This is a genomic window from Paracoccus sp. (in: a-proteobacteria) (assembly GCF_047973135.1).
Taxonomy (GTDB): domain Bacteria; phylum Pseudomonadota; class Alphaproteobacteria; order Rhodobacterales; family Rhodobacteraceae; genus Paracoccus.
Map to the genome: position 1 here is coordinate 1 of NZ_JBKEBL010000233.1, position 19,086 is coordinate 19,086.

At 65.7% G+C, this 19,086-nt stretch carries 20 protein-coding genes; 7 read left to right on the forward strand and 13 right to left on the reverse strand.

Features of this window, described 5'->3' with window-relative positions; genetic code table 11:
* The 5 genes from ACK5L9_RS17085 to ACK5L9_RS17105 form a co-directional block, all read left to right on the forward strand.
* Positions 1-1,184, forward strand: a 1,184-nt coding sequence (locus ACK5L9_RS17085; protein WP_416912656.1) for an Hsp70 family protein, incomplete at its 5' end; no start/stop codon positions are given.
* A gap of 80 nt (positions 1,185-1,264) precedes the next feature.
* Positions 1,265-2,437, forward strand: coding sequence for a molecular chaperone DnaJ (gene dnaJ, locus ACK5L9_RS17090; protein WP_416912657.1), 1,173 nt, complete (start codon positions 1,265-1,267; stop codon positions 2,435-2,437).
* A 46-nt stretch (positions 2,438-2,483) separates the two neighbouring features.
* Positions 2,484-3,251, forward strand: coding sequence for a RadC family protein (radC, locus tag ACK5L9_RS17095; RefSeq protein ID WP_416912658.1), 768 nt, complete (start codon positions 2,484-2,486; stop codon positions 3,249-3,251).
* 233 nt (positions 3,252-3,484) lie between these two features.
* The gene (locus ACK5L9_RS17100; protein WP_416912659.1) at positions 3,485-4,240 is read left to right on the forward strand and encodes a sulfite exporter TauE/SafE family protein; all 756 of its coding nucleotides are present in this window, start codon (positions 3,485-3,487) and stop codon (positions 4,238-4,240) included.
* 4 nt (positions 4,241-4,244) lie between these two features.
* Positions 4,245-4,592: a RidA family protein gene (locus tag ACK5L9_RS17105; RefSeq protein WP_416912660.1), complete on the forward strand. Its 348-nt coding sequence runs from the start codon at positions 4,245-4,247 to the stop codon at positions 4,590-4,592.
* Between the two features lie 36 nt (positions 4,593-4,628).
* On the opposite strand, the gene lpxB is transcribed toward ACK5L9_RS17105, so the two are convergent.
* The 8 genes from lpxB to ACK5L9_RS17145 all read right to left on the reverse strand — a co-directional run bounded on the left by lpxB (position 4,629) and on the right by ACK5L9_RS17145 (position 14,750).
* Positions 4,629-5,783 (reverse strand): lipid-A-disaccharide synthase, encoded by a 1,155-nt coding sequence (gene lpxB, locus ACK5L9_RS17110; RefSeq protein ID WP_416912661.1) that lies wholly within the window; start codon positions 5,781-5,783, stop codon positions 4,629-4,631.
* Between the two features lie 84 nt (positions 5,784-5,867).
* A complete protein-coding gene (locus tag ACK5L9_RS17115; protein WP_416912662.1) occupies positions 5,868-6,668 on the reverse strand; it encodes an LpxI family protein in 801 nt (266 codons plus the stop codon).
* Complete coding sequence (gene lpxA / locus ACK5L9_RS17120) at positions 6,665-7,453, reverse strand: acyl-ACP--UDP-N-acetylglucosamine O-acyltransferase (protein ID WP_416912663.1); 789 nt, start codon at positions 7,451-7,453, stop codon at positions 6,665-6,667. Before lpxA ends, ACK5L9_RS17115 begins: the two co-directional genes overlap by 4 nt.
* Positions 7,446-7,925, reverse strand: a complete 480-nt coding sequence (fabZ, locus tag ACK5L9_RS17125; protein ID WP_416912664.1) for a 3-hydroxyacyl-ACP dehydratase FabZ — start codon at positions 7,923-7,925, stop codon at positions 7,446-7,448. Before fabZ ends, lpxA begins: the two co-directional genes overlap by 8 nt.
* A gap of 58 nt (positions 7,926-7,983) precedes the next feature.
* Entirely contained in the window at positions 7,984-10,095 is a 2,112-nt protein-coding gene (locus ACK5L9_RS17130) for a hypothetical protein (RefSeq protein ID WP_416912688.1), read from the reverse strand.
* Complete coding sequence (locus ACK5L9_RS17135) at positions 10,095-12,866, reverse strand: DUF4159 domain-containing protein (protein WP_416912665.1); 2,772 nt, start codon at positions 12,864-12,866, stop codon at positions 10,095-10,097. Before ACK5L9_RS17135 ends, ACK5L9_RS17130 begins: the two co-directional genes overlap by 1 nt.
* Complete coding sequence (locus tag ACK5L9_RS17140; protein ID WP_416912666.1) at positions 12,866-13,735, reverse strand: DUF58 domain-containing protein; 870 nt, start codon at positions 13,733-13,735, stop codon at positions 12,866-12,868. The genes ACK5L9_RS17135 and ACK5L9_RS17140 overlap by 1 nt, the downstream gene beginning before the upstream one ends.
* A 7-nt stretch (positions 13,736-13,742) precedes the next feature.
* Positions 13,743-14,750 carry an AAA family ATPase gene (locus tag ACK5L9_RS17145; protein ID WP_416912667.1) on the reverse strand — a complete coding sequence of 336 codons (1,008 nt, stop codon included), beginning with the start codon at positions 14,748-14,750 and terminating at the stop codon, positions 13,743-13,745.
* 64 nt (positions 14,751-14,814) lie between these two features.
* On the opposite strand from ACK5L9_RS17145, the gene ACK5L9_RS17150 reads away from it, so the two are divergent.
* Both ACK5L9_RS17150 and ACK5L9_RS17155 read left to right on the forward strand, forming a co-directional pair.
* Positions 14,815-15,363 (forward strand): DUF1285 domain-containing protein, encoded by a 549-nt coding sequence (locus ACK5L9_RS17150; protein WP_416912668.1) that lies wholly within the window; start codon positions 14,815-14,817, stop codon positions 15,361-15,363.
* A gap of 8 nt (positions 15,364-15,371) precedes the next feature.
* Complete coding sequence (locus ACK5L9_RS17155; RefSeq protein WP_416912669.1) at positions 15,372-16,127, forward strand: hydroxypyruvate isomerase family protein; 756 nt, start codon at positions 15,372-15,374, stop codon at positions 16,125-16,127.
* A gap of 108 nt (positions 16,128-16,235) precedes the next feature.
* On the opposite strand, the gene ACK5L9_RS17160 is transcribed toward ACK5L9_RS17155, so the two are convergent.
* The 5 genes from ACK5L9_RS17160 to rapZ form a co-directional block, all read right to left on the reverse strand.
* Positions 16,236-16,643 (reverse strand): DUF2852 domain-containing protein, encoded by a 408-nt coding sequence (locus tag ACK5L9_RS17160; RefSeq protein ID WP_416912670.1) that lies wholly within the window; start codon positions 16,641-16,643, stop codon positions 16,236-16,238.
* Between the two features lie 102 nt (positions 16,644-16,745).
* A complete protein-coding gene (locus ACK5L9_RS17165) occupies positions 16,746-17,360 on the reverse strand; it encodes a TetR/AcrR family transcriptional regulator (protein ID WP_416912671.1) in 615 nt (204 codons plus the stop codon).
* 12 nt (positions 17,361-17,372) lie between these two features.
* Positions 17,373-17,651 (reverse strand): HPr family phosphocarrier protein, encoded by a 279-nt coding sequence (locus ACK5L9_RS17170; protein WP_416912672.1) that lies wholly within the window; start codon positions 17,649-17,651, stop codon positions 17,373-17,375.
* The gene (locus ACK5L9_RS17175) at positions 17,648-18,070 is read right to left on the reverse strand and encodes a PTS sugar transporter subunit IIA (RefSeq protein WP_416912673.1); all 423 of its coding nucleotides are present in this window, start codon (positions 18,068-18,070) and stop codon (positions 17,648-17,650) included. The genes ACK5L9_RS17170 and ACK5L9_RS17175 overlap by 4 nt, the downstream gene beginning before the upstream one ends.
* Positions 18,071-18,098: 28 nt before the next feature.
* Positions 18,099-19,076, reverse strand: a complete 978-nt coding sequence (gene rapZ / locus ACK5L9_RS17180; protein WP_416912674.1) for an RNase adapter RapZ — start codon at positions 19,074-19,076, stop codon at positions 18,099-18,101.
* Between the last annotated feature and the right edge of the window lie 10 nt (positions 19,077-19,086).

Genomic DNA, 19,086 nt, shown 5'->3' on the forward strand with positions numbered 1-19,086 from the left:
ACCTGACCAAGGACAAGATGGCCCTGCAGCGCCTGAAAGAGGCGGCGGAAAAGGCCAAGATCGAGCTGTCCAGCTCAAGCCAGACGGAAATCAACCAGCCCTTCATCAGCATGGACAAGGACAGTGGCACGCCGCTGCACATGGTGATGAAACTGACCCGCGCCAAGCTGGAATCGCTGGTCGGCGACCTGATCAAGAAGACAATGAAGCCGGTTGCCGACGCGCTGAAGGATGCCGGTGTTTCCAAATCCGACATCGACGAGGTGGTTCTGGTCGGCGGCATGACCCGCATGCCCCGGGTAATCCAGGAGGTCAGCGATTTCTTCGGCAAGGAACCGCACAAGGGCGTGAACCCCGATGAAGTCGTGGCTCTGGGTGCCGCGATTCAGGCCGGCGTGCTGCAGGGCGACGTCAAGGACGTGGTGCTGCTGGACGTGACCCCGCTTTCCCTGGGGATCGAGACCCTTGGCGGCGTGTTCACCCGCCTGATCGACCGCAACACCACCATCCCGACCAAGAAAAGCCAGATCTTCTCGACCGCCGAGGATAACCAGAACGCCGTGACGATCCGGGTGTTCCAGGGCGAACGCGAGATGGCGTCGGATAACAAGCTGCTGGGTCAGTTCAACCTCGAAGACATCCCCCCCGCCCCGCGCGGCATGCCCCAGATCGAGGTGACTTTCGACATCGACGCCAACGGCATCGTGTCGGTCAGCGCCAAGGACAAGGGCACCGGCAAGGAACAGAATATCACCATCCAGGCATCGGGTGGCCTGTCGGATGACGATATCGAGCGGATGGTGAAGGACGCCGAAGCCAATGCCGAGGCCGACAAGTCCCGCCGCGAACTGGTCGAGGCCAAGAATCAGGCCGAAAGCCTGCTGCATTCGACCAGAAAATCGCTGGACGAACATGGCGACAAGGTGGACGAATCGACCGTCGAGGCAATCGAACTGGCCATTGGTGCACTGGAAGAAGCCCTGAAATCCGAAGATGCCGACAAGATCAAATCCGGCATTCAGAACGTCATGGACGCCTCGATGAAGCTGGGCGAGGCCATCTACAAGGCGCAGCAGGCCGATACCGATGGCGGCGATCACGACGATGAACCGCGTGCCGCCGATGATGAGGGCATCGTGGACGCCGATTTCGAAGATCTGGGCGACGACAAGAAACGCGGCTGATCCGGGTCGCACCCCCTGAAAACCGGCCCGCCACGGCGCGGGCCGGACGTCGTTCAGGGAAGCATTGGACGGGATAAGACATGGCAAAGCGCTGCTACTACGAGGTTCTGGGCGTTGCCCGCGGGGCTTCGGGCGACGAGATCAAGAAGGCTTATCGCCGCAAGGCGAAGGAACTTCACCCTGACCGCAACAAGGACGACGCTCAGGCCGAGACGCGCTTCAAAGAGGTCAACGAGGCTTATGACGTCCTGAAAGACGATCAGAAAAAGGCCGCCTATGACCGTTTTGGCCATCAGGCCTTTGAAAATGGCGGTATGGGCGGCGGCTTCGGTGCGCGCGGCGGCCATCCGGGCGATTTCGGCTCGGCCTTTGCCGATGTGTTCGAGGATCTGTTCGGCGACATGATGGGTCGGCGGGGTGGCGGCGGGGGCGGCGGCGGCCGCAGCCGTGCGCAACGCGGGCAGGATCTGCGCTATAACCTCAGCGTGTCACTGGAAGAGGCCTATCGCGGCCTGAAAAAGACCATCGTGGTGCCCGGCTCGGTCGCCTGCGCGGAATGCGAGGGCACCGGGGCCGAGGGCGCAACCCAACCCGCCACCTGCCCGACCTGTTCGGGCATGGGCCGGGTGCGCGCGCAGCAGGGCTTTTTCACGGTTGAACGGACCTGCCCGACCTGCGGCGGACAGGGCCAAATCGTCAAGAACCCCTGCAAGGCCTGCGGCGGCACGGGCCGGATCGAGAAAGAGCGTTCGCTGTCGGTCAATATCCCCGCCGGCGTCGAAACCGGCACCCGAATCCGTCTGGCCGGCGAGGGCGAGGCCGGGATGCGCGGCGGGCCTGCGGGCGATCTGTACATTTTTGTCGAGGTCCGCGAACACGAGATTTTCCTGCGCGACGGTAAGATGCTGGCCTGCCGCGTACCGGTCGGCATGGCCACAGCAGCCCTTGGCGGCGAGGTCGAGGTACCGACCATCGATGGCGGGCGCTCGCGCGTCAAGGTACCGGCGGGCAGCCAGTCGGGGCGGCAGATGCGCCTGCGCGGCAAGGGCATGTCTCCGCTGCGCCACGGGTCCGGGGCAAATGGCGAATATGGGGACATGCTGATCGAACTGGCCGTGGAAACGCCGGTCAACCTGACGCCCCGGCAAAGGGAATTGCTGCGCGAATTTCAGGCCGAAAAGGCCGATAACAGCCCGCAATCAACCAGCTTCTTCAACAAGGTCAAAAGCTTCTGGGATGACATGACGCGCTGATCACCGTGTTTAACGGTTTTTTCACGGCAGGCGACGAAGATGAGGCATGGACCCGAATCATGCCCTTGGCGAAATGCCCCTGCCTTTGTTCCTGCCCGCTGATGACGATACCGTCGCGGCGGCGGCTCCGGGCAGGCTGGCGACCTCTTATCTGGCCGATCACCGCGCGCGGCTGCGGGAACGGTTCATGCAGGGCGGGGCGGCGGCGATCCCCGATTACGAAATGCTGGAACTGATCCTGTTCCGCGCCATTCCGCGTCAGGACGTCAAACCCCTTGCCCGACGCCTGATCGAACGTTTCGGTGATTTCAATCAGGTGCTGTCTGCCCGCCCCCCGCGCCTGGCCGAAATTGAGGGTGTAGGCCCCGCCGTCATCACCGAACTGAAGATCGTCGAGGCCGCGTCGCAGCGTCTGGCGCGCGCCCGCGTGATGCACCGACCGGCCTTGTCCGGCTGGCAGGCGCTGCTGGACTATTGTCACACGGCGATGGCACATCGCGAAATCGAACAGTTCCGGGTGCTGTATCTTGACCGCAAGAATGTGCTGATCGCCGATGAGGAACAGGCGCAGGGTACGGTCGATCATGTTCCCGTCTATCCGCGCGAAATCGTCCGGCGGGCGCTGGAACTGAACGCCTCGGCCCTGATTCTGGTGCATAACCACCCCTCGGGCGATCCAACCCCGTCAGATGCAGATATCGCCATGACGGCGCGGATCGTGCGGGCCGCAAGCAGCATGGACATTACCGTCCATGACCACCTGATCATCGGCAGATCGCGCGAACTCAGCTTTCGTTCCGAGGGGCTGCTATAACCATTTGATTTTACGCTGATGCTGCGCCAATCTGATGATCAAATTGGCGCAGCATCAGCTATATAGCCCTTGGCCGTGTCCTTCCTCTTGCCAGTTCCGTCACCGCCGCCTAGCATGCCGCCACTGCCAAGCCCGGCCCATGCCGTCACCCCAAATTTCCGCAGGGATCCGATGCCCGCCTGTTTCACGTTTCGCGGGCCTCGTCCCGTCGCCCTGCTTCTCTGCCAGCCTTGATGTTTGAACTTGCGCTGATGTTTCTGGCCGGTCTTGTTGGCGGCGTGTTGAATGCGATTGCCGGGGGTGGAACGTTCATCACCTTTCCGGCGCTGGTCTTTGCGGGCATTCCCCCCGTGGCGGCGAATGCAACCTCGACCGTGGCGGCCCTGCCCGGTTATCTGGCCGCAGCGATCGCCTTTCGCCGCGATATCGCCGCGATCGAGGGGGCACCAATGATCCGCCTGACGGTCTGGACGATGCTGGGGGGCGCGGCAGGCAGCGGGCTGTTGCTGGTCAGCTCGAACGCGGCGTTTTCGCTGTTGGTGCCGTTCCTGTTGCTGATCGCCACGATCATCTTCTATTGGGCCGAGCCGGTGCGCCGCTATGCCTCGCGCTGGCAAAGGATCGTCACGCCCTTCGGTCTGGGCACGCTTGTGCCGATGGCGATCTATGGCGGCTATTTCAACGGTGGATTGGGAATTATCATGCTGGCGGTCTTTGCCATGTGGGGCATGTCGGATCTGCATCAGATGAACGGGCTGAAAAGCTGGCTCAGCTTTGCGCTGGCGATCATCGCCTTTACGGTTTTCGCCGTTGGTGGCAAGATCGTCTGGGGGCCAGCGGCGATCATGTCTGCCGGCACCATCCTTGGCGGATTTGCGGGTGCCCCGGTGGCACGGCGCATTTCGCGTCCGGCGTTGCGATTGCTGATTGCTGCGGTTGGTTTTGGTATGACCGCAATCTTCTTCTATCGTCTTTTCAACGGAGTATGACGACATGACAGAAATCAGGCGCATCGAAAGCGGCCAGAGGATGAGTCAGGCGGTGGTCGCCAATGGCATGATCTGGCTGGCCGGTCAGGTGGCCGCGCCGGGCAGGTCCGTGGCCGAACAGACGCGCGGCATTCTGGCCCAGATCGACACCTTGCTGAAAAAGGCCGGGGCCGACAAGACGCGGATCGTCACGGCCCAGATCTGGCTGGCCGACATGGCCGATTTCTCGGCCATGAACGAGGTCTGGGACGGCTGGGTGCCGCAGGGTCACGCCCCGGCCCGTGCAACCGGCGAGGCAAAACTTGCCACGCCTGACTACAAGGTCGAGATCATCGTGACCGCCGTTTTGTGATTTTCGCGGCCGCCGGGGCTTCGTTCATGCCCAGGATCACGGCCGCGCCCGAATAGCCTCCAGCACGGATCGCGCCGCACGCAGACCCGGCGCTTCGCCGCCCTTGCCAAGCCGGTCCATGGTCAGGTCCATCGCGTCAAGCTGAGCCTTACGCGCGGCCATATCCTCCAGCGCGGTCAGCATGGCTTCGGCCAGCGGGCCGGGCTGGCAGGCCGCGCCCAGAAATTCGGGCACGACGCGGGTATCGCTGACCAGATTGACCAGCGTGACCGTATCGGTGCGCAGCAGCGCGCCGATGATCATGCGGCTGAGCGGTGCCATGTCATAGCCGATCACCATCGGCACGCGGTTCGCGGCCAGTTCCAGACTGACAGTCCCCGACGCCGCCAGCGCCAGATCCGCCGCTGCAAAGGCCGCGCGTTTTTCCTCTGCCTCTTCGACCACGATAGGGGCGGTGGGCCAGCGCCGCGCCATGTCGCGCACCATCTGGGCCACGCCGGGTACGGTCGGCAGGACGACACGCATTTCCGGCACCCGATCGCGAAGGCGCATCAGTGCCTCGTCAAAGCGGGCGGCCAGCCGGCCGACCTCGGATTTGCGCGATCCGGGCAGGCACAGGACCACCGGCGCGGCGGCGTCGATGCCATGGGTGGCGCGGAACAGCGCGGCATCGTCGGGGCCGCCAATCCCGGCGGTGGCGATGGGATGGCCGACAAAATCGCAGCTCATCCCTGCCGCCTGCATATAGGGCGGTTCGAATGGCAGCAGGGCCAGGACGTGATCGACGACCAGCGCCATCTTCACCGCCCGGCCGGGCCGCCAGGCCCAGACCGATGGCGCGACATAGTGGATGGTGCGCAGGCCGGGGTTCAGGGCCCGCGCCGCCCGTGCCACCCGCAGACAGAAATCCGGGCTGTCGATGGTGATGAGCGCGTCGGGCGCGGTCTCGGCGACGGCGGTGGCAGTCTCGGCGATACGGCGCTTGAGGTGGCGGTATTTCGGCAGCACCTCCCAGAGGCCCATCAGGCTAAGCTCGTCCATCGGGAACCGGCTTGCCAGCCCCCCGGTTGCCATCAGCGGCCCGCCGATGCCGGTAAACTCTGCATCCGGGACCAGCGTTTTCAGCCCGGCCATCAGGGCCGCGCCAAGCTGATCCCCCGAAGGTTCGCCCGCGATCAGGAAGAACTTCATCCGTCGCCTTCCGAGAGGTAAGTGTTCATCCATGGGTATGTGAGCCACGGCCAATAAGCCAGCTTTTCTTGCCCACCCGCCGGGTTATTCGGGGCGCGCCCACAGGAACAGACCCGCCTGTTCCGCCCGTCGGACGGTTTCGGCACGGTCCAGCACGATGACCCCGCCCGCCTGCCATGCGATCCCCGCCAGACCGGCCCGCGCCGCCTGCGCAACGGTGTCCGGCCCGATGGTGGGCAAGTCGATGCGCCGGTCCTGCCCCGGTTTCAGGGCCTTGTAAAACACCCCCCGCGCGCCTTCGGGATTGGGGCGCAACCCGGCATGGGCGGCGGAAAAATCCAGCATCGCGGCGGTTCCGGGCAGGGTTTCGATGGCAAGGCACAGACCCTGTGCGACAACCGCCCCCTGCCCGATGTCAAAACGTCCCAGCCCGGCCAGAATTTCGGCGGCTCGGGCGGCATCGCGATGATCGGCCGGGGTCGGAGTGCCGGTCAGCACGCCCTCGCCGGGCAGCAGATCAGGCAGGATTTCGCCGATACCGCAGATCGTCAGGCCATGTTCTTCGAAAATATCCAGCACGGTGCGCAGCGCGGCATCGTCGCCCGACTGCATCGCCATCAGGATTCGCGGCACCAGTTGTGCGGTACGGGGATCAAAAGCCTCGGGGTCAAGGCGCGGGCGGCGGATCGCGCCAGCAAACACCACCCGGCTGACATCGCGCGCGATCAGATCGTCCAGAAAAGGCACCAACCGTTCCAGCCGGAAGGGCGTGGCGGGAATATCGGGCGCGAACCCTTCCAGCGCAAAGACCAGCGGCTTGTCCAGCGCGGCGGCAACAGCCGGGGCCAGCGCGCCTTGCCCGGCTATGACCGCAGTTCCGGTCATGACGGCTTCATCGTCAGGAAGGACCGGTCCGAGGGGCCGAGGATGAAATCCAGCACGTCGCGTTCCATCGCCGACGTCTCGGTCCCCGAGCGGCTGCGGGCGGTATCGCGGAACGATCCCTGATGCAGCGCGTCCAGCAAATCGCGCAGGGCGGCGATCTCTTCCCGGCCGGCACCACGGCGGCGCAACCCGACAAGGTTCAGCCCGTCCAGATACCCGCGCGGCCCCTTGACCAGCCCATAGGGCACCACATCCGCCGTCACCATCGTGACCGCTCCGATCATCGCCCCGCGCCCGATCCGCACCCATTGATGCACACCGGACAGCCCGCCGATGATGACATCGTCATCCAGATGGCAATGCCCGGCCAGCGAGGCGTTGTTGACCAGAATCACCCGATCGCCCAACTGGCAGTCATGGCCGACATGGCTGCCCGCCATGAACAGCCCGTCATTGCCGATCCGGGTAACGCCGCCGCCCCCTTCGGTTCCGGGGTTCATGGTCACATATTCGCGGATCCGGTTGCGGGCACCGATTTCAAGCTGGACGGATTCGCCCCGGTATTTCAGATCCTGCGGCACCTCGCCGATCGAGGCGAAGGGAAAGATCACCGTGCCCTCGCCGATGGTGGTTTCCCCGGACAGCACGACATGCGATTTCAGCACGACGCCCTCGCCCAGCCTGACCCTGGGGCCGACGACGCAGAACGGGCCGATGCTGACCCCCTGACCGATTTCGGCACCCGGTTCGATCAGGGCTGTGGGGTGGATGGCGACATCACTCATCAGTTTTCAGCGCCATCATCGCCGTGAACTCGGCCGAGGCGCAAAGCTGGCCATCGACCATGGCCTTGCCTTCGAATTTCCAGATCTTGCCGCCGCCACGGAGGGCCTTGCAATGCAGTTCCAGCACGTCGCCGGGGACAACCATGCGTCGGAACTTGCACTTGTCGATGGCCATGAAATAGGTCGCCAGCGGCTTGTCGATGATGTTCATGCTGATGCCGACGATCACCGCCGAGGTCTGCGCCATCGCCTCGACGATGGTGACGCCGGGCATGACCGGCTCCTCGGGGAAATGACCCTGGAAATGCGGCTCGTTGCAGGTGACATTCTTGATACCCACGCCACCCACATTCGGCACGATGTCGCGCACCCTGTCGATGAACAGGAACGGATAGCGATGCGGGATAATCCGCTTGATCAAGGCAAGGTCGGCGTCGGTTTGCGGGGCAGAACTGCGCGGGTCGTCAGCCATGTACGCTCCTTCAGGCATTTTCATCCGGGTATCAACGCGCTTGCGGCTTGGCAAGCTTTCAGGCGGGGGCAGACCTTGCCCTTGCGCGGAAACTGCCTTCGGACAGCCAGCCCGCCAGCATCAACCCGGCGATCAGGATCAGCCAGGCCCAGCCGGGCATCAGGGCGCTGCGTTCCAGCCCGGTGACGGTCGCGGCATCGCGCGGGGTGATGCCGATCCAGTCGCTTGTGACGCCCCGACCAAAGGCGCGGCGGCCCGATGACACGCTGCGCAGGTCGGGGATTCCGTCGGACAGGTGCATGACCGTTCCGCCCGTTGCCCCGGTCAGCGGCTCCAGCGTCGCGGCCGAGGCGACGGTCTGTTCAAATTCGCGAGGAGCGGCAGGCCCAAGCGCCAGCACCCGGCGCAGATCGCCGTCGCGCAGCCGGTACAAGCCCGGCTGCGGCGCGGTCCAGTCGGCGGTAAAGCGGCCCGGCCCGGTTTCCTCAAGCGGCAGTTCCTGCGTCTGACCATCAGGTCCGGTGATCATCAGAGGCCCGGCGCTGTCCTGCATGGTCCTGCGGGTAAAGCGCACCTGCATCCGGTTCGAGACATCGGCCTGCAATGCCTCTTCCTCAAGATCCGGCTCTTTCATCGACCAATGCGCAATGCGGCGCAGCAGCTCCAGCTGCGGCCCGCCGCCTTCGAAACCCCGCCCCCACAGCCAGACATGATCCGATGTCATCAGCGCCACCCGCCCCTCGCCCACGCGATCCATGATCAGCAGCGGCAAGTCATCGGCCCCGGTCATCACCACCTCGGCGCCCTCTTCGGGGCGGACCTCGGCCATGCGCAGCCAGCGGCCCCAATGGTCCTGACTGTCGGGCACCGGCGCGCCGGGCAGACCGGCAGTAACGGGATGGCGGCGACCCTCTTGGGTCAGTTCGGGAACAAAGGGCTGGTTGACAATTCGCCCGGTCGGACGCGCGGGCAGGACGGTGCCCATCGGCGACAGGTTCAGGCTTTCGACCCCCGCCATTTCCGGCCCCGCCGCGACAAGAATCGCGCCGCCATCGCGGACATAGCGGGCGATATTACTGAAATAATCCTGCGGCAGCAGTCCCCTGACGCGATAGCGGTCAAAGATGATCAGGTCGAAATCGTCGATGCGTTGCAGGAACAGTTCGCGGGTCGGAAAGGCGATCAGTGCCAGTTCGTTCACCGGCACGCCATCGGATTTCTCGGGCGGACGCAGGATGGTGAAATGGATCAGATCGACGGCGGCATCCGATTTCAGCAGGTTGCGCCAGGTCCGTTCGCCCGCATGCGGTTGCCCCGAGACCAGCAGCACCCGCAGCCGGTCGCGCACCCCGGTGACATTGATCACCGCCATATTGTTGCGGTCGGTCAGCTCGCCCCCCTCGGGCGGGTCAAAGCCGATCTGAACGACATTCTGCCCCGCATGCGCCACCTTCACCGGCAGGCTGAGCGAAGTGTCAAGCGGCACCGCAACGACCTGTTCATCCTCTCCGTCGATGCTGAAACGCAAAGTGACCGGTCCGGTCCGCGCCCCGGCGGGCACCGCGCCCTGATCTTCGATCCGCAGGCGGATGGTGGCCTCTTCGTCGATCAGGCCAAAGGCCGGGGCCTCCTCGATGACCAGACGGCGATCCCAGTCGTCGGGGTTGCCGGTCAGCAGCGTGTGAAACGGCGCGGGCAGGCCCGAGGGCAGCATCGCGGGATCGTGGATCTGGCCATCGGTGACGGCGATCACCCCGGCCAGCCGCGCCGTCGGCTCTGCAGCCACTGCACGGGTCAATGCCTCGGCCAATAGCGTTCCGTCGGGATCGTCGCCCACCGTTACCCGGCGCAACTCGGTATTCGGCAGCGCCGCGACCTGACGGCCAAGCTGATCCAGCGCGGCATCGGTCTGCGCGCCGCGCCCCGGCAGGGACTGGCTGGCCGAGCGGTCATCCAGCAGGATCACGATGTCGGACAGGCCATCGCGGCTGCCGGTCTCAAGCGCGGGTCCGGCCAACGCCAGCACCGCCGCCAGTCCGGCCAGCCCGCGCCAGAACCAGCCGCGCAGCCCCCGCCACAACGCGAATGCCGTGATCAGCAGCGCCAGCCCGGCCAGCGCGCCGATCACCCACCACGGCAGCATCGGATCAAAGCGCAGCCGGGTCATCATCATGGCCCAAGTTCCTCATCCTCGCCGCGCAGGCGGTCCAGCAGCGCGGGTACATGGACCTGATCGGATTTGTAGTTGCCCGTAAGGACATACATGATCAGGTTGACGCCAAATCTAAAGGCCATCTCGCGCTGATCTTCGCCCTCCCAGCCATTGCCGACGGGAAAGGACGGCTGGCCGATGTCATCGATGGCCCAGGCCTCGGCCCAGTTGTTGCCGCCGATCACCACGGGGCTGACGCCGTCATTCAACTGGCGGAAGGGCATGCCCTCGGCGGCTTCGGCCCCGGCGGGCGGTGCCTCGACCCATAATGTGCCGCCGTTCCAGCGGCCCGGAAATTCCGACAGCAGGTAAAAGCTGCGGGTCAGGACGTGATCCTCGGGGATGGGCGACAGGGGCGGCACCTCAAGCGGAGCGGCCAGCGTGCGCAGCGCGGCGGACATGTCCGGCCCACCCACCCCGGCGATATCGGCATCGCGGGTGTCAAACAGGATCAGCCCGCCCGAGCGCAGGAAATGGTTCAGCCGCACATAGGCCTGAGGCGAGGGCAAGGGCTGGCTGTCCGTCACCGGCCAGTACAGGAATGTCAGCAGGGTCAGGTCGTCGCTGGCCAGATCGACCCCGACCGGTTCGCCCGGCTCGACCGAGCTGCGCTGGTTCAGCACCATCGACAGGCCGCGCAGCCCCTGATCCGAGGCGCGGTCGATCTGATCGTCGCCGGTCACGACATAGGCCAGCGCGACTTCGTCTGCGGCGCGCATCAGTTCGGGGTCCAGCGCCTGCGCCTCTGCCCGCAGACCGGGCAGCACGCCGGTCAGCGCGACCAGCAACAACGCCGCGCCCCGTGCCCGCCCGCCACCGCCGCGCGCCAGCAGCGCCGAACCAAGCGCATCCAGCGCCATCATCAGGATCGCCGCCGCGATCAGCAATCCGGCCAGATTGCGGCCCGAGGATTGGGCCTGATCCTCGACCGTGGCACCGGGCCAGTCCGCCAGCCGCAAATCGCCCGCCGCATTCAGCGCGACGCGGCGTTCTCCGGCGGCATAAACCCCCGCGGGACGCCCCGGACCCGGCCCGCTGGCCATGTCCTGCGCCGCGACCGGCACCAGCCCGTCGGGCGGCACCGGTCTGCCAAAGCCGTTCAGCACCAGTTCCGGCGTCCAGAAGGGTTGATCGCGGGCGTCGATCGCCTCGCCGCCCGGAGCGGCGCGGGCGGCCGCAACCAGCCGGTCCAGCATCTCGACAAACAGACCCGAGATCGGCAGGTTCGACCATTCGGCATTCGCGGTCACATGGAACAGCACCACCTGCCCCTGCCCCAACCGTTGCCGGGTCGCCAGCGGCGTGTTGTCGGTCAGCGCGGCAATCGTCCTTTCGGCAAGTTCGGGCGAAGGCTGCGCCATCAGTTGCGCGGTGACGGTGACATCCGAAGGCACCGTCAGCCCCGCAAAGATGCCGTCGCCCGCAAAAGGCGCAAGCCCGCGCGGATCGCCCCAGCTCAGCGCCCCGCCAATATCGCGCCCGCCCTGCCGCAAGGTGACGGGGATCAGCGGTTCCTCGGTCAGGCGGTCCCAGGCGGCCATGCGCGGCCCCGCAAAACGGATCAGCAGCCCGCCCTCTTCGACCCAGTTGGCCAGAGCATCGGCTTCGGCAAGCTGAACCTGATCGGCAAGGATGATGACATCGGGGGCGCTGTCCAGCACATCGCCAAGCCCGCCTTCGACCAGATCGGTCGTCGGGGCCAGCGCGCGGCGCAGGTAATAGAGTGGCGACAACAGGCGCTGCCCCTCGGCCTGCTGATCGGCATCACCAACCAGCGCGACCTTGCGCCGCCGGACCCGGTCATCGGCCAGCACCACCGCCCCGGCATGGGCTTCGCCTGCGATCTGGAACCGCGTGATCCGGTTGCGCAATTCCGGCGGCAGGTCGATGGCGACAGGGCGGCGAACCATGCCCTCGGTGGCCTGCCCGTCGCCGGGCGACAAGCGGGCCAGATCGCGCTCGATCCCTTGCGGATCGGGGCCGATCGCCTGAATCTCGGGTGCGGAATCGTCACCCGAGATCAGCGTCAGCGCGGGTGCCTCGCCGTTGCTCAGATCCAGGGCGCGCAGCGCCTGACGCGGGGGCACCACGGTCAGATCGCCCCGCCCGGTCAGCGCCTCGGCCCATGCCGCGCGATGGGGATGATCCAGCCCGTCCGAAATCCAGAGCGAGGACAACCGCCCCTCGGGCTGACCTGCAAGGGCGGCCTCGGGGTCGTCGGGAAGGGTTGTGTCCCATGCGACCGGCTGCATGGCGCGCAGGGCGGGCAGCAGCGTATCGGCAGCGGCAAAGGGCAAGGCCCCCGACGAAGGCGTCTGCCCGTCGGCCAGCAACAGCGCGGCGGGGCGGCCCTGCGCGGCAGCCTGCGACAGCGCCTGTTCGACCCGCATCTGACGGCCCGCCCAATCGGGCGCGGAGGCCCATCCGGCATCCAGCACGACCAGCAGCGGCCCGTCCTGTTCCAGGCGCGGAACCGGCTTCCAGACCGGTCCGGCAAAGGCGAAAATCAGCGCCGCCACAGCCAGCAGACGCAGCAGCAGCAGCCACCAGGGCGTGCGCCGCGCCTCGGGCGTCTTGTCCACCAGCCCCAGCAGCAGCGCCACGCCCGGAAAGGCCACGCGGCGGGGGTTGGGCGGCATCGCGCGCAGGATCAGCCACAGCACCGGCAGCGCGACAAGCGCGGTCAGCACCCAGGGCGCGGCGAAACCAAGAGGCCCAAGGATCAGCATCAGCCCCCCAGAACCTGATAAAGCCACCCAAGCGCGGCGGCCGGGGCGTGATCGGTCGTGTGATGGCCGAAATGCCAGCCAGCCCGCTCGGCCTGCGCGCGCAGCCAGTCGCGGCGTTCCGCCAGCCGTGCCAGATAGGCGGCGCGCAGCCCCCCCGCATCGCGGCTGTCGTGACGAACCTGCCCCGAAAGCGACCGGAACTCCACCGCGCCGGCATAGGGAAAATTCTCTTCGTCCGGGTCCAGCACCTGCAACAGCACGCCGCTTACCCCGATACCGCCCGCATGGACCAGCAGCGTCTGAACCCAGGCGGGATCGGTCAGGAAATCCGACAGGACCACCAGCCGCTGATTGGGGCGCAGCACATCGGGCGCGGGGGCATCGCTGTCATCGGCCGCCTCGGGGATGTTCAGCAGCCCCGCCGCCAGCCGTTCGACCTGCGCGCGCCCCGCCCGTGCAGGCTGTCCCAGCAGCCCGACCTTTTCGCCGCCACGCAGCAGCACCATCCCAAGGGCCAGCGCCATGACCTGCGCCCGTTCCCGCTTGGACGGGCGGTTCGGCGTGCCGGAATAACCCATCCCCTGCCCGGCCGAGACCCATATCCCCACCGCCTGCGCCGTCTGCGCCTCACGGTCACGCACGAAATGCGAATCCGACCGGCCCGAGCGGCGCCAGTCGATGCTGCGCGCTGTGTCGCCCGCACTGGCCGGGCGGTACTGCCAGAAATCCTCACCCGGACCGGCACGACGCAAGCCATGCGTCCCCGGCGCGACCATCGCAGCCAGCCGTTCCGACGACAGGATCAGGCCGGGCAGATGGGCGCTGGCGGTATCCGCGCGGGCGCGAAGATCTGCGGGTGTCAGCGTCAAAATGCCCTCATGCCGCCTTTTGATTGCCGAAACGTTGCCGGATCAGGCGTCCGATCAGGTCGTCTACGGTCTGACCCTGCGCCCGCGCCGCGAAGGACAGCGCCATGCGGTGACGCAGCACCGGCGCGGCCATCGCCTCGACATCGTCAAGCGAGGGCGCGAAACGGCCGTTCAGCACCGCCCGCGCCCGCGTCACCAGCATCAGCGCCTGCGCGGCGCGCGGCCCCGGACCCCAGACCAGCGCATCCGGAATGAACGCCGCCGCCTCGGCCGCCCCCGGACGGGCCGAGCGGACAAGATCGAGAATCGCCTCGACCACGGCCTCGCCCACCGGCATCTGCCGGATCAGGCGCTGCGCGGCGATCAGCCCTTCGGGGTCAAATGCGGTATGCGCTGCCCCCTCGTCAATGCCGGTCGTCGCCAGAAGGATGTCGCGTTCGGTGTCGCGGTCGGGATAATCGACGTCAATCTGCAACAGGAAACGGTCAAGCTGCGCCTCGGGCAGCGGATAGGTACCCTCTTGTTCGATCGGGTTCTGGGTGGCCAGAACGTGAAACGGGCGACCCAGGGGACGATGCTGGCCGCTGACCGTGACCTCGCGTTCCTGCATCGCCTGCAACAGCGCCGACTGGGTGCGGGGCGAGGCGCGGTTGATTTCGTCCGCCATCAGCAGGCGGGTAAAGACCGGCCCCTCGATAAAACGGAACGCGCGCTTGCCATCGGCACCCACATCCAGCACCTCGGATCCCAGGATGTCGGCGGGCATCAGGTCGGGCGTGAACTGGATGCGCTGGCTGTCCAGCCCCAGTACGGTTGACAGCGTATCGACCAGCAGCGTCTTTCCCAGCCCCGGCTGCCCGACCAGCAGTGCATGCCCGCCCGACAGGATCGCCGCCAGCACCTGTTCCACGACCTGATGCTGGCCGACAAACCGCTGCTCGACGCTGCTGCGGGCCTCGTCCAGCCGTTGACACAGGGCTTCGACCTCGTGAACCAGAATTTCATCCGAAGTCATGACACCGTCCTTCTGCTGCTTTATGATCAAGCATAGGGAAGTCATTGCGGGGCGACCATATCGAATGCCGGATTACAGTGACAAAAGCGTGAGTGCGGAAGGAATTGCCGCCGCCGCCAGCAAGGCCGCGAAATCGGGCGGGTTGCCGCCGGTCCATCTGTGGAATCCGCCCTTCTGCGGCGATCTGGACATGGAGATTCGTGCCGACGGCACATGGTTCTATAACGGCACACCCATCGGTCGCGCGGCCATGGTGCGGCTGTTTTCCACCATTCTCAAGCGCGAGGGCGACGATTTCTTTCTTGTCACCCCCGTCGAAAAGGTCGGCATCCGCGTTGTGGACGCGCCCTTCGTGGCCATTGACGCCGAGATCACGCCCGACCGGATCACCTTTACCACCCATGTCGGCGATCAGGTCACGGCAGATGCCGACCACCCGATCATCATGCGTGGCAACGGGGGCGCGCCGCGCCCGTATGTGCTTGTCCGCGCCGGGTTAGAGGCGCTGATCGACCGCAAGACATTCTACCGGCTGGCCGCCGCCGCGACCGAAGGACCGGAAGGCCGGGTCGGCATCCGCTCGGCCGGGCAGTTCTTTCCGCTTGAACCCTGAGGGCCGGAATGCCGCGCTTTGCCGCCAATCTGACGATGCTGTTCACCGAAATGCCGATGCGCGACCGCTTTGCGGCGGCGGCCTCGGCGGGGTTCCAAGGGGCGGAAATCCTGTTTCCCTATGATCTGCATGCCAACGACCTGTCGCGCGCCGCCATCGCCGCCGGGCTGGAGATCGTGTTGATGAACACGCCGCCGCCGAACTGGGCGGGCGGGCCGCGCGGTTTTGCCGCCGAACCGGGGCTGGAGGACCGGTTCCGCCACGATTTCGACCGTGCCCTGCGTTTTGCCGATGTGCTGCGGGCGCGCCACATTCACGTCATGGCCGGTTGCGCCCAGGGCCCCGAGGCACGCGCCACCTTTCTGCGTAACCTCACATGGGCCACCGAACACGCGCCCAAGGCCAGCCTGACCATCGAACCGCTGAACCAGACTGACATGCCAGGCTATTTCCTGTCGGATTTCGATTTTGCAGCCGGGATCATCGCCGAGGTGGGGGCCCCCAATCTGGGGCTGCAACTGGACACTTATCACGCGCAGGCGATCACTGGCGATGCGATGGCCGTCTGGCACCGCCATGCGGGGATCATCCGCCATATCCAGATCGGCGGCTATCCCGACCGGCACGAGCCCACAGGGGGCGACATGAATTTTCGGGCCTTCTTTCACGCGCTGGACGAGGCGGATTATCGCGGCTGGGTCAGCGCGGAATATACACCCGCCGGAATGACCCGCGCAGGACTGGGCTGGCTGCCCCGGCCCTGAAATCTCTGGCCCCGAAAAGCGTGCTGGCCGGACGCATTCCGCGTCCGGCCAGCACGATCAGACAACCCGTCGGTGCTGGCGCGGGGCAGTCCCCGCACCGCCGGTTGCTTAGTCATCCGTCTTGCGGGCGCGCTGTTCGATGAACTGATCAAATTCCGCCTTGTCCTTGGCCTCACGCAGTTTCTGCAGGAAGTCCATGAAGGCGACGTGTTCATCCTCCAGCCGCTTCAGCGTCTCGTCGCGATAGGCGTCAAAGGCGGTGTTTCCGGTCGGGGCCGCAAAACTGCGGCGGCGGGATTGGCTGCGGTTGCTGCATCCGAACATGCGTTTGCTCCAGATCATATAGATGAGAAGGGCGAGACCCACCGGCCAGAAGGCGATGAAGCCAAGGATCATTGCGGCGATCCATGCGATCTTGCCGCGTTCGTCCAGCCAGTCACGCGCGCGGCCAAAAATACCGGGGCCACGGGTTTGCGGGCCATAACGGCACTGGATCGGTTGCGAGGCGCTGTGCATCTGTGTGATCCTTTCATGATAATGTTAATCACATTTACATAAATAGGGTGCCCCGGCGCGGGATCAAGGGGGATGACAGGCTTTTCGTAAAAGTCGCGCTGGTCAGGCGGGGATCAGCCCCAGTCCGCGCAGATAGACGATGACACCGCTTTCCAGCATTTCGGTCGGTTCGACCGGGGTGCGCCCGCCGGGCTTGCCGCGCGAGAACAGTTCGACGACGCCATGGCTCAGCGCCCAGATATGGTTCGCGACCATGCGCGCGGGCGGGCGCTGATCTTCGGGAAGGCGGCGGGCCAGGCTTTCGGCGGCCTTCAGCAGCACGCTTTGCGCCCGTTCCGATGCCTGCGACAATTCGGCATTTCCCGCGATCGAGATCCCCGATTCGAACATCGCCATGTAATAGCCCGGACGGTCTGCGGCGAAATCCAGATAGGCCTGCCCCATCCGCAGGAACGCAGTCAAAGCGCGTGGATGGCCATCGTCGAATGCAGCGTCCAGACGTTCGGCGAAATCCAGAAAGCCCTGGCGTGCGACCTCTTCGATCAGATCCTCGCGGCCCTTGAAATGGCGATAGGGCGCGGCAGGCGACACCCCTGCCCTGCGCGCCGCCTCGGTCAGGGTGAAAGCCTGCGGTCCGGATTCCTCGATCAGGGCGGCGGTTGCCTCGACCAGGGCCTGACGCAGATTGCCGTGGTGATAGGATTTGCGATCCGCCACCTGCCCGCGACCCTACATGCCTTCGCCGAAATAATCGGCGACCAGCGCGGCAAGCGCATCGGCCAGCGCGGTGGCGTCAGGTCCGGTCGTGGTGACGGTGATCGTGCTGCCGCGCGAGGCAGCCAGCATCAGCAGGCCCATGATCGAATCGCCGGTGACGGACATGCCGTCTTTTTCGACCTGCGCCTGCGCGTCGAAGCGTTCGACCGTATCGGCGAATTTCGCGCTGGCGCGGGCATGCAGCCCCTTTTCGTTGATGATCGAGAGGGTTCGGGTGACGGGTCCGGTCATCTGGAAGGGGTGTCCGTGTCAAACGCCGCCTCAAGCGGCACGTTGTAGGAGTTGATGTATTTGCGCCCCGCCTCTTTCGCGAAGGCGACGGCATCGGCAACAGGCAGGTGCCGCGACTTGGCCAGCTTGACCAGCATTGGCAGGTTCGCGCCATAAAGGATGGTGCGGTTGCAGGCGGCGCAGGCGGGCAGCGCCAGATTCGAGGGCGATCCGCCGAACAGATCGGTCACGACAACCACACCGTCGCCGCTGTCCACAGCATCCGCCGCGGCACGAATCTCGGCCATTTTTGCGGCGCGGTCGTGATCGTCCTCGATCGCAACCGCAACCATGCCGCTTTGCGGCCCGATGACATGCTGAACGGCGGAAAGATATTCCCGCGCAAGTCCGCCATGAGCTACGATGACAATTCCGATCAACGCGCGCCACCAACCATAGCAATCCGCGTCATGGTGCCGTCCTCAGAGAGGGCTGGGACGCCGCGCGTTGTGCGGACGTCTGCTCAGCCGATGAAAGCGATGCCAGAACACGTCGTTCAAGTTCCCTGTGTCTTATTGACACCGGCCACCCTGCATCTGCAAGCGCAACCGCCACTTTCTCGACCAAAGTCACGGATCGGTGTTGCCCGCCGGTGCATCCGAAACCCAGGGCAAGGTGAGTCTTGCCCTCTGCCTGATAGGCGGGCAGCAGAAACAGGATCAGATCGCGGACCCGCGCGAAGAATTCGTCATAGCGCGGATCGGCAAGGACGTAATCCTGCACCGGCAGATCGGTCCCGTTCATCGCCCGCAGCGCCGGATCCCAATGCGGGTTGGCCAGAAACCGGCAGTCGAACATCAGATCCAGCCCACGCGGCACCCCGCGTTTGAAGGAAAACGAATGAACCGAAATCCCCAGCCCGCGCCCCGGACGGATATCGAACCAGCGCGCCAGTTCCGCCTTCAGGTCATGGGGCGACAGGTCGCTGGTATCGACCAGCACATCGGCGCGGGCGCGAATCGGTCCCAGCAGGTCAATCTCGGCCAGAACCCCGGTCAGGGGCAGGCCGTCAGGTGCCAGCGGGTGCCGCCTGCGGGTCTCGCTGTAGCGTCGGACCAGAACGCCGGCATCGCAATCGAGGTACAGCACCTCGGGCGCATAATGGGGATGCCGCGTCAGCCGGTCGATCAGTTCGATCACGGCTGCGGTCGAGAAATCGCGGTTGCGCACATCCAGCCCAAGGGCCAGCGGCACAGGCCGCACCGGCCCCTCAAGCAGCCGGGGGATCAGCGACAGGGGCAGGTTGTCGATCGCTTCGAAGCCCAGATCCTCAAGCACGTCGATCGCGGTCGATCGCCCTGCCCCGGACGGCCCCGTTACCAGCACGACCCGCTGCGCATCGCCCTGATGCGCCTCGCCTGCGCCCTCATCCCTGTTTTCAGCCATGCGCCATTCC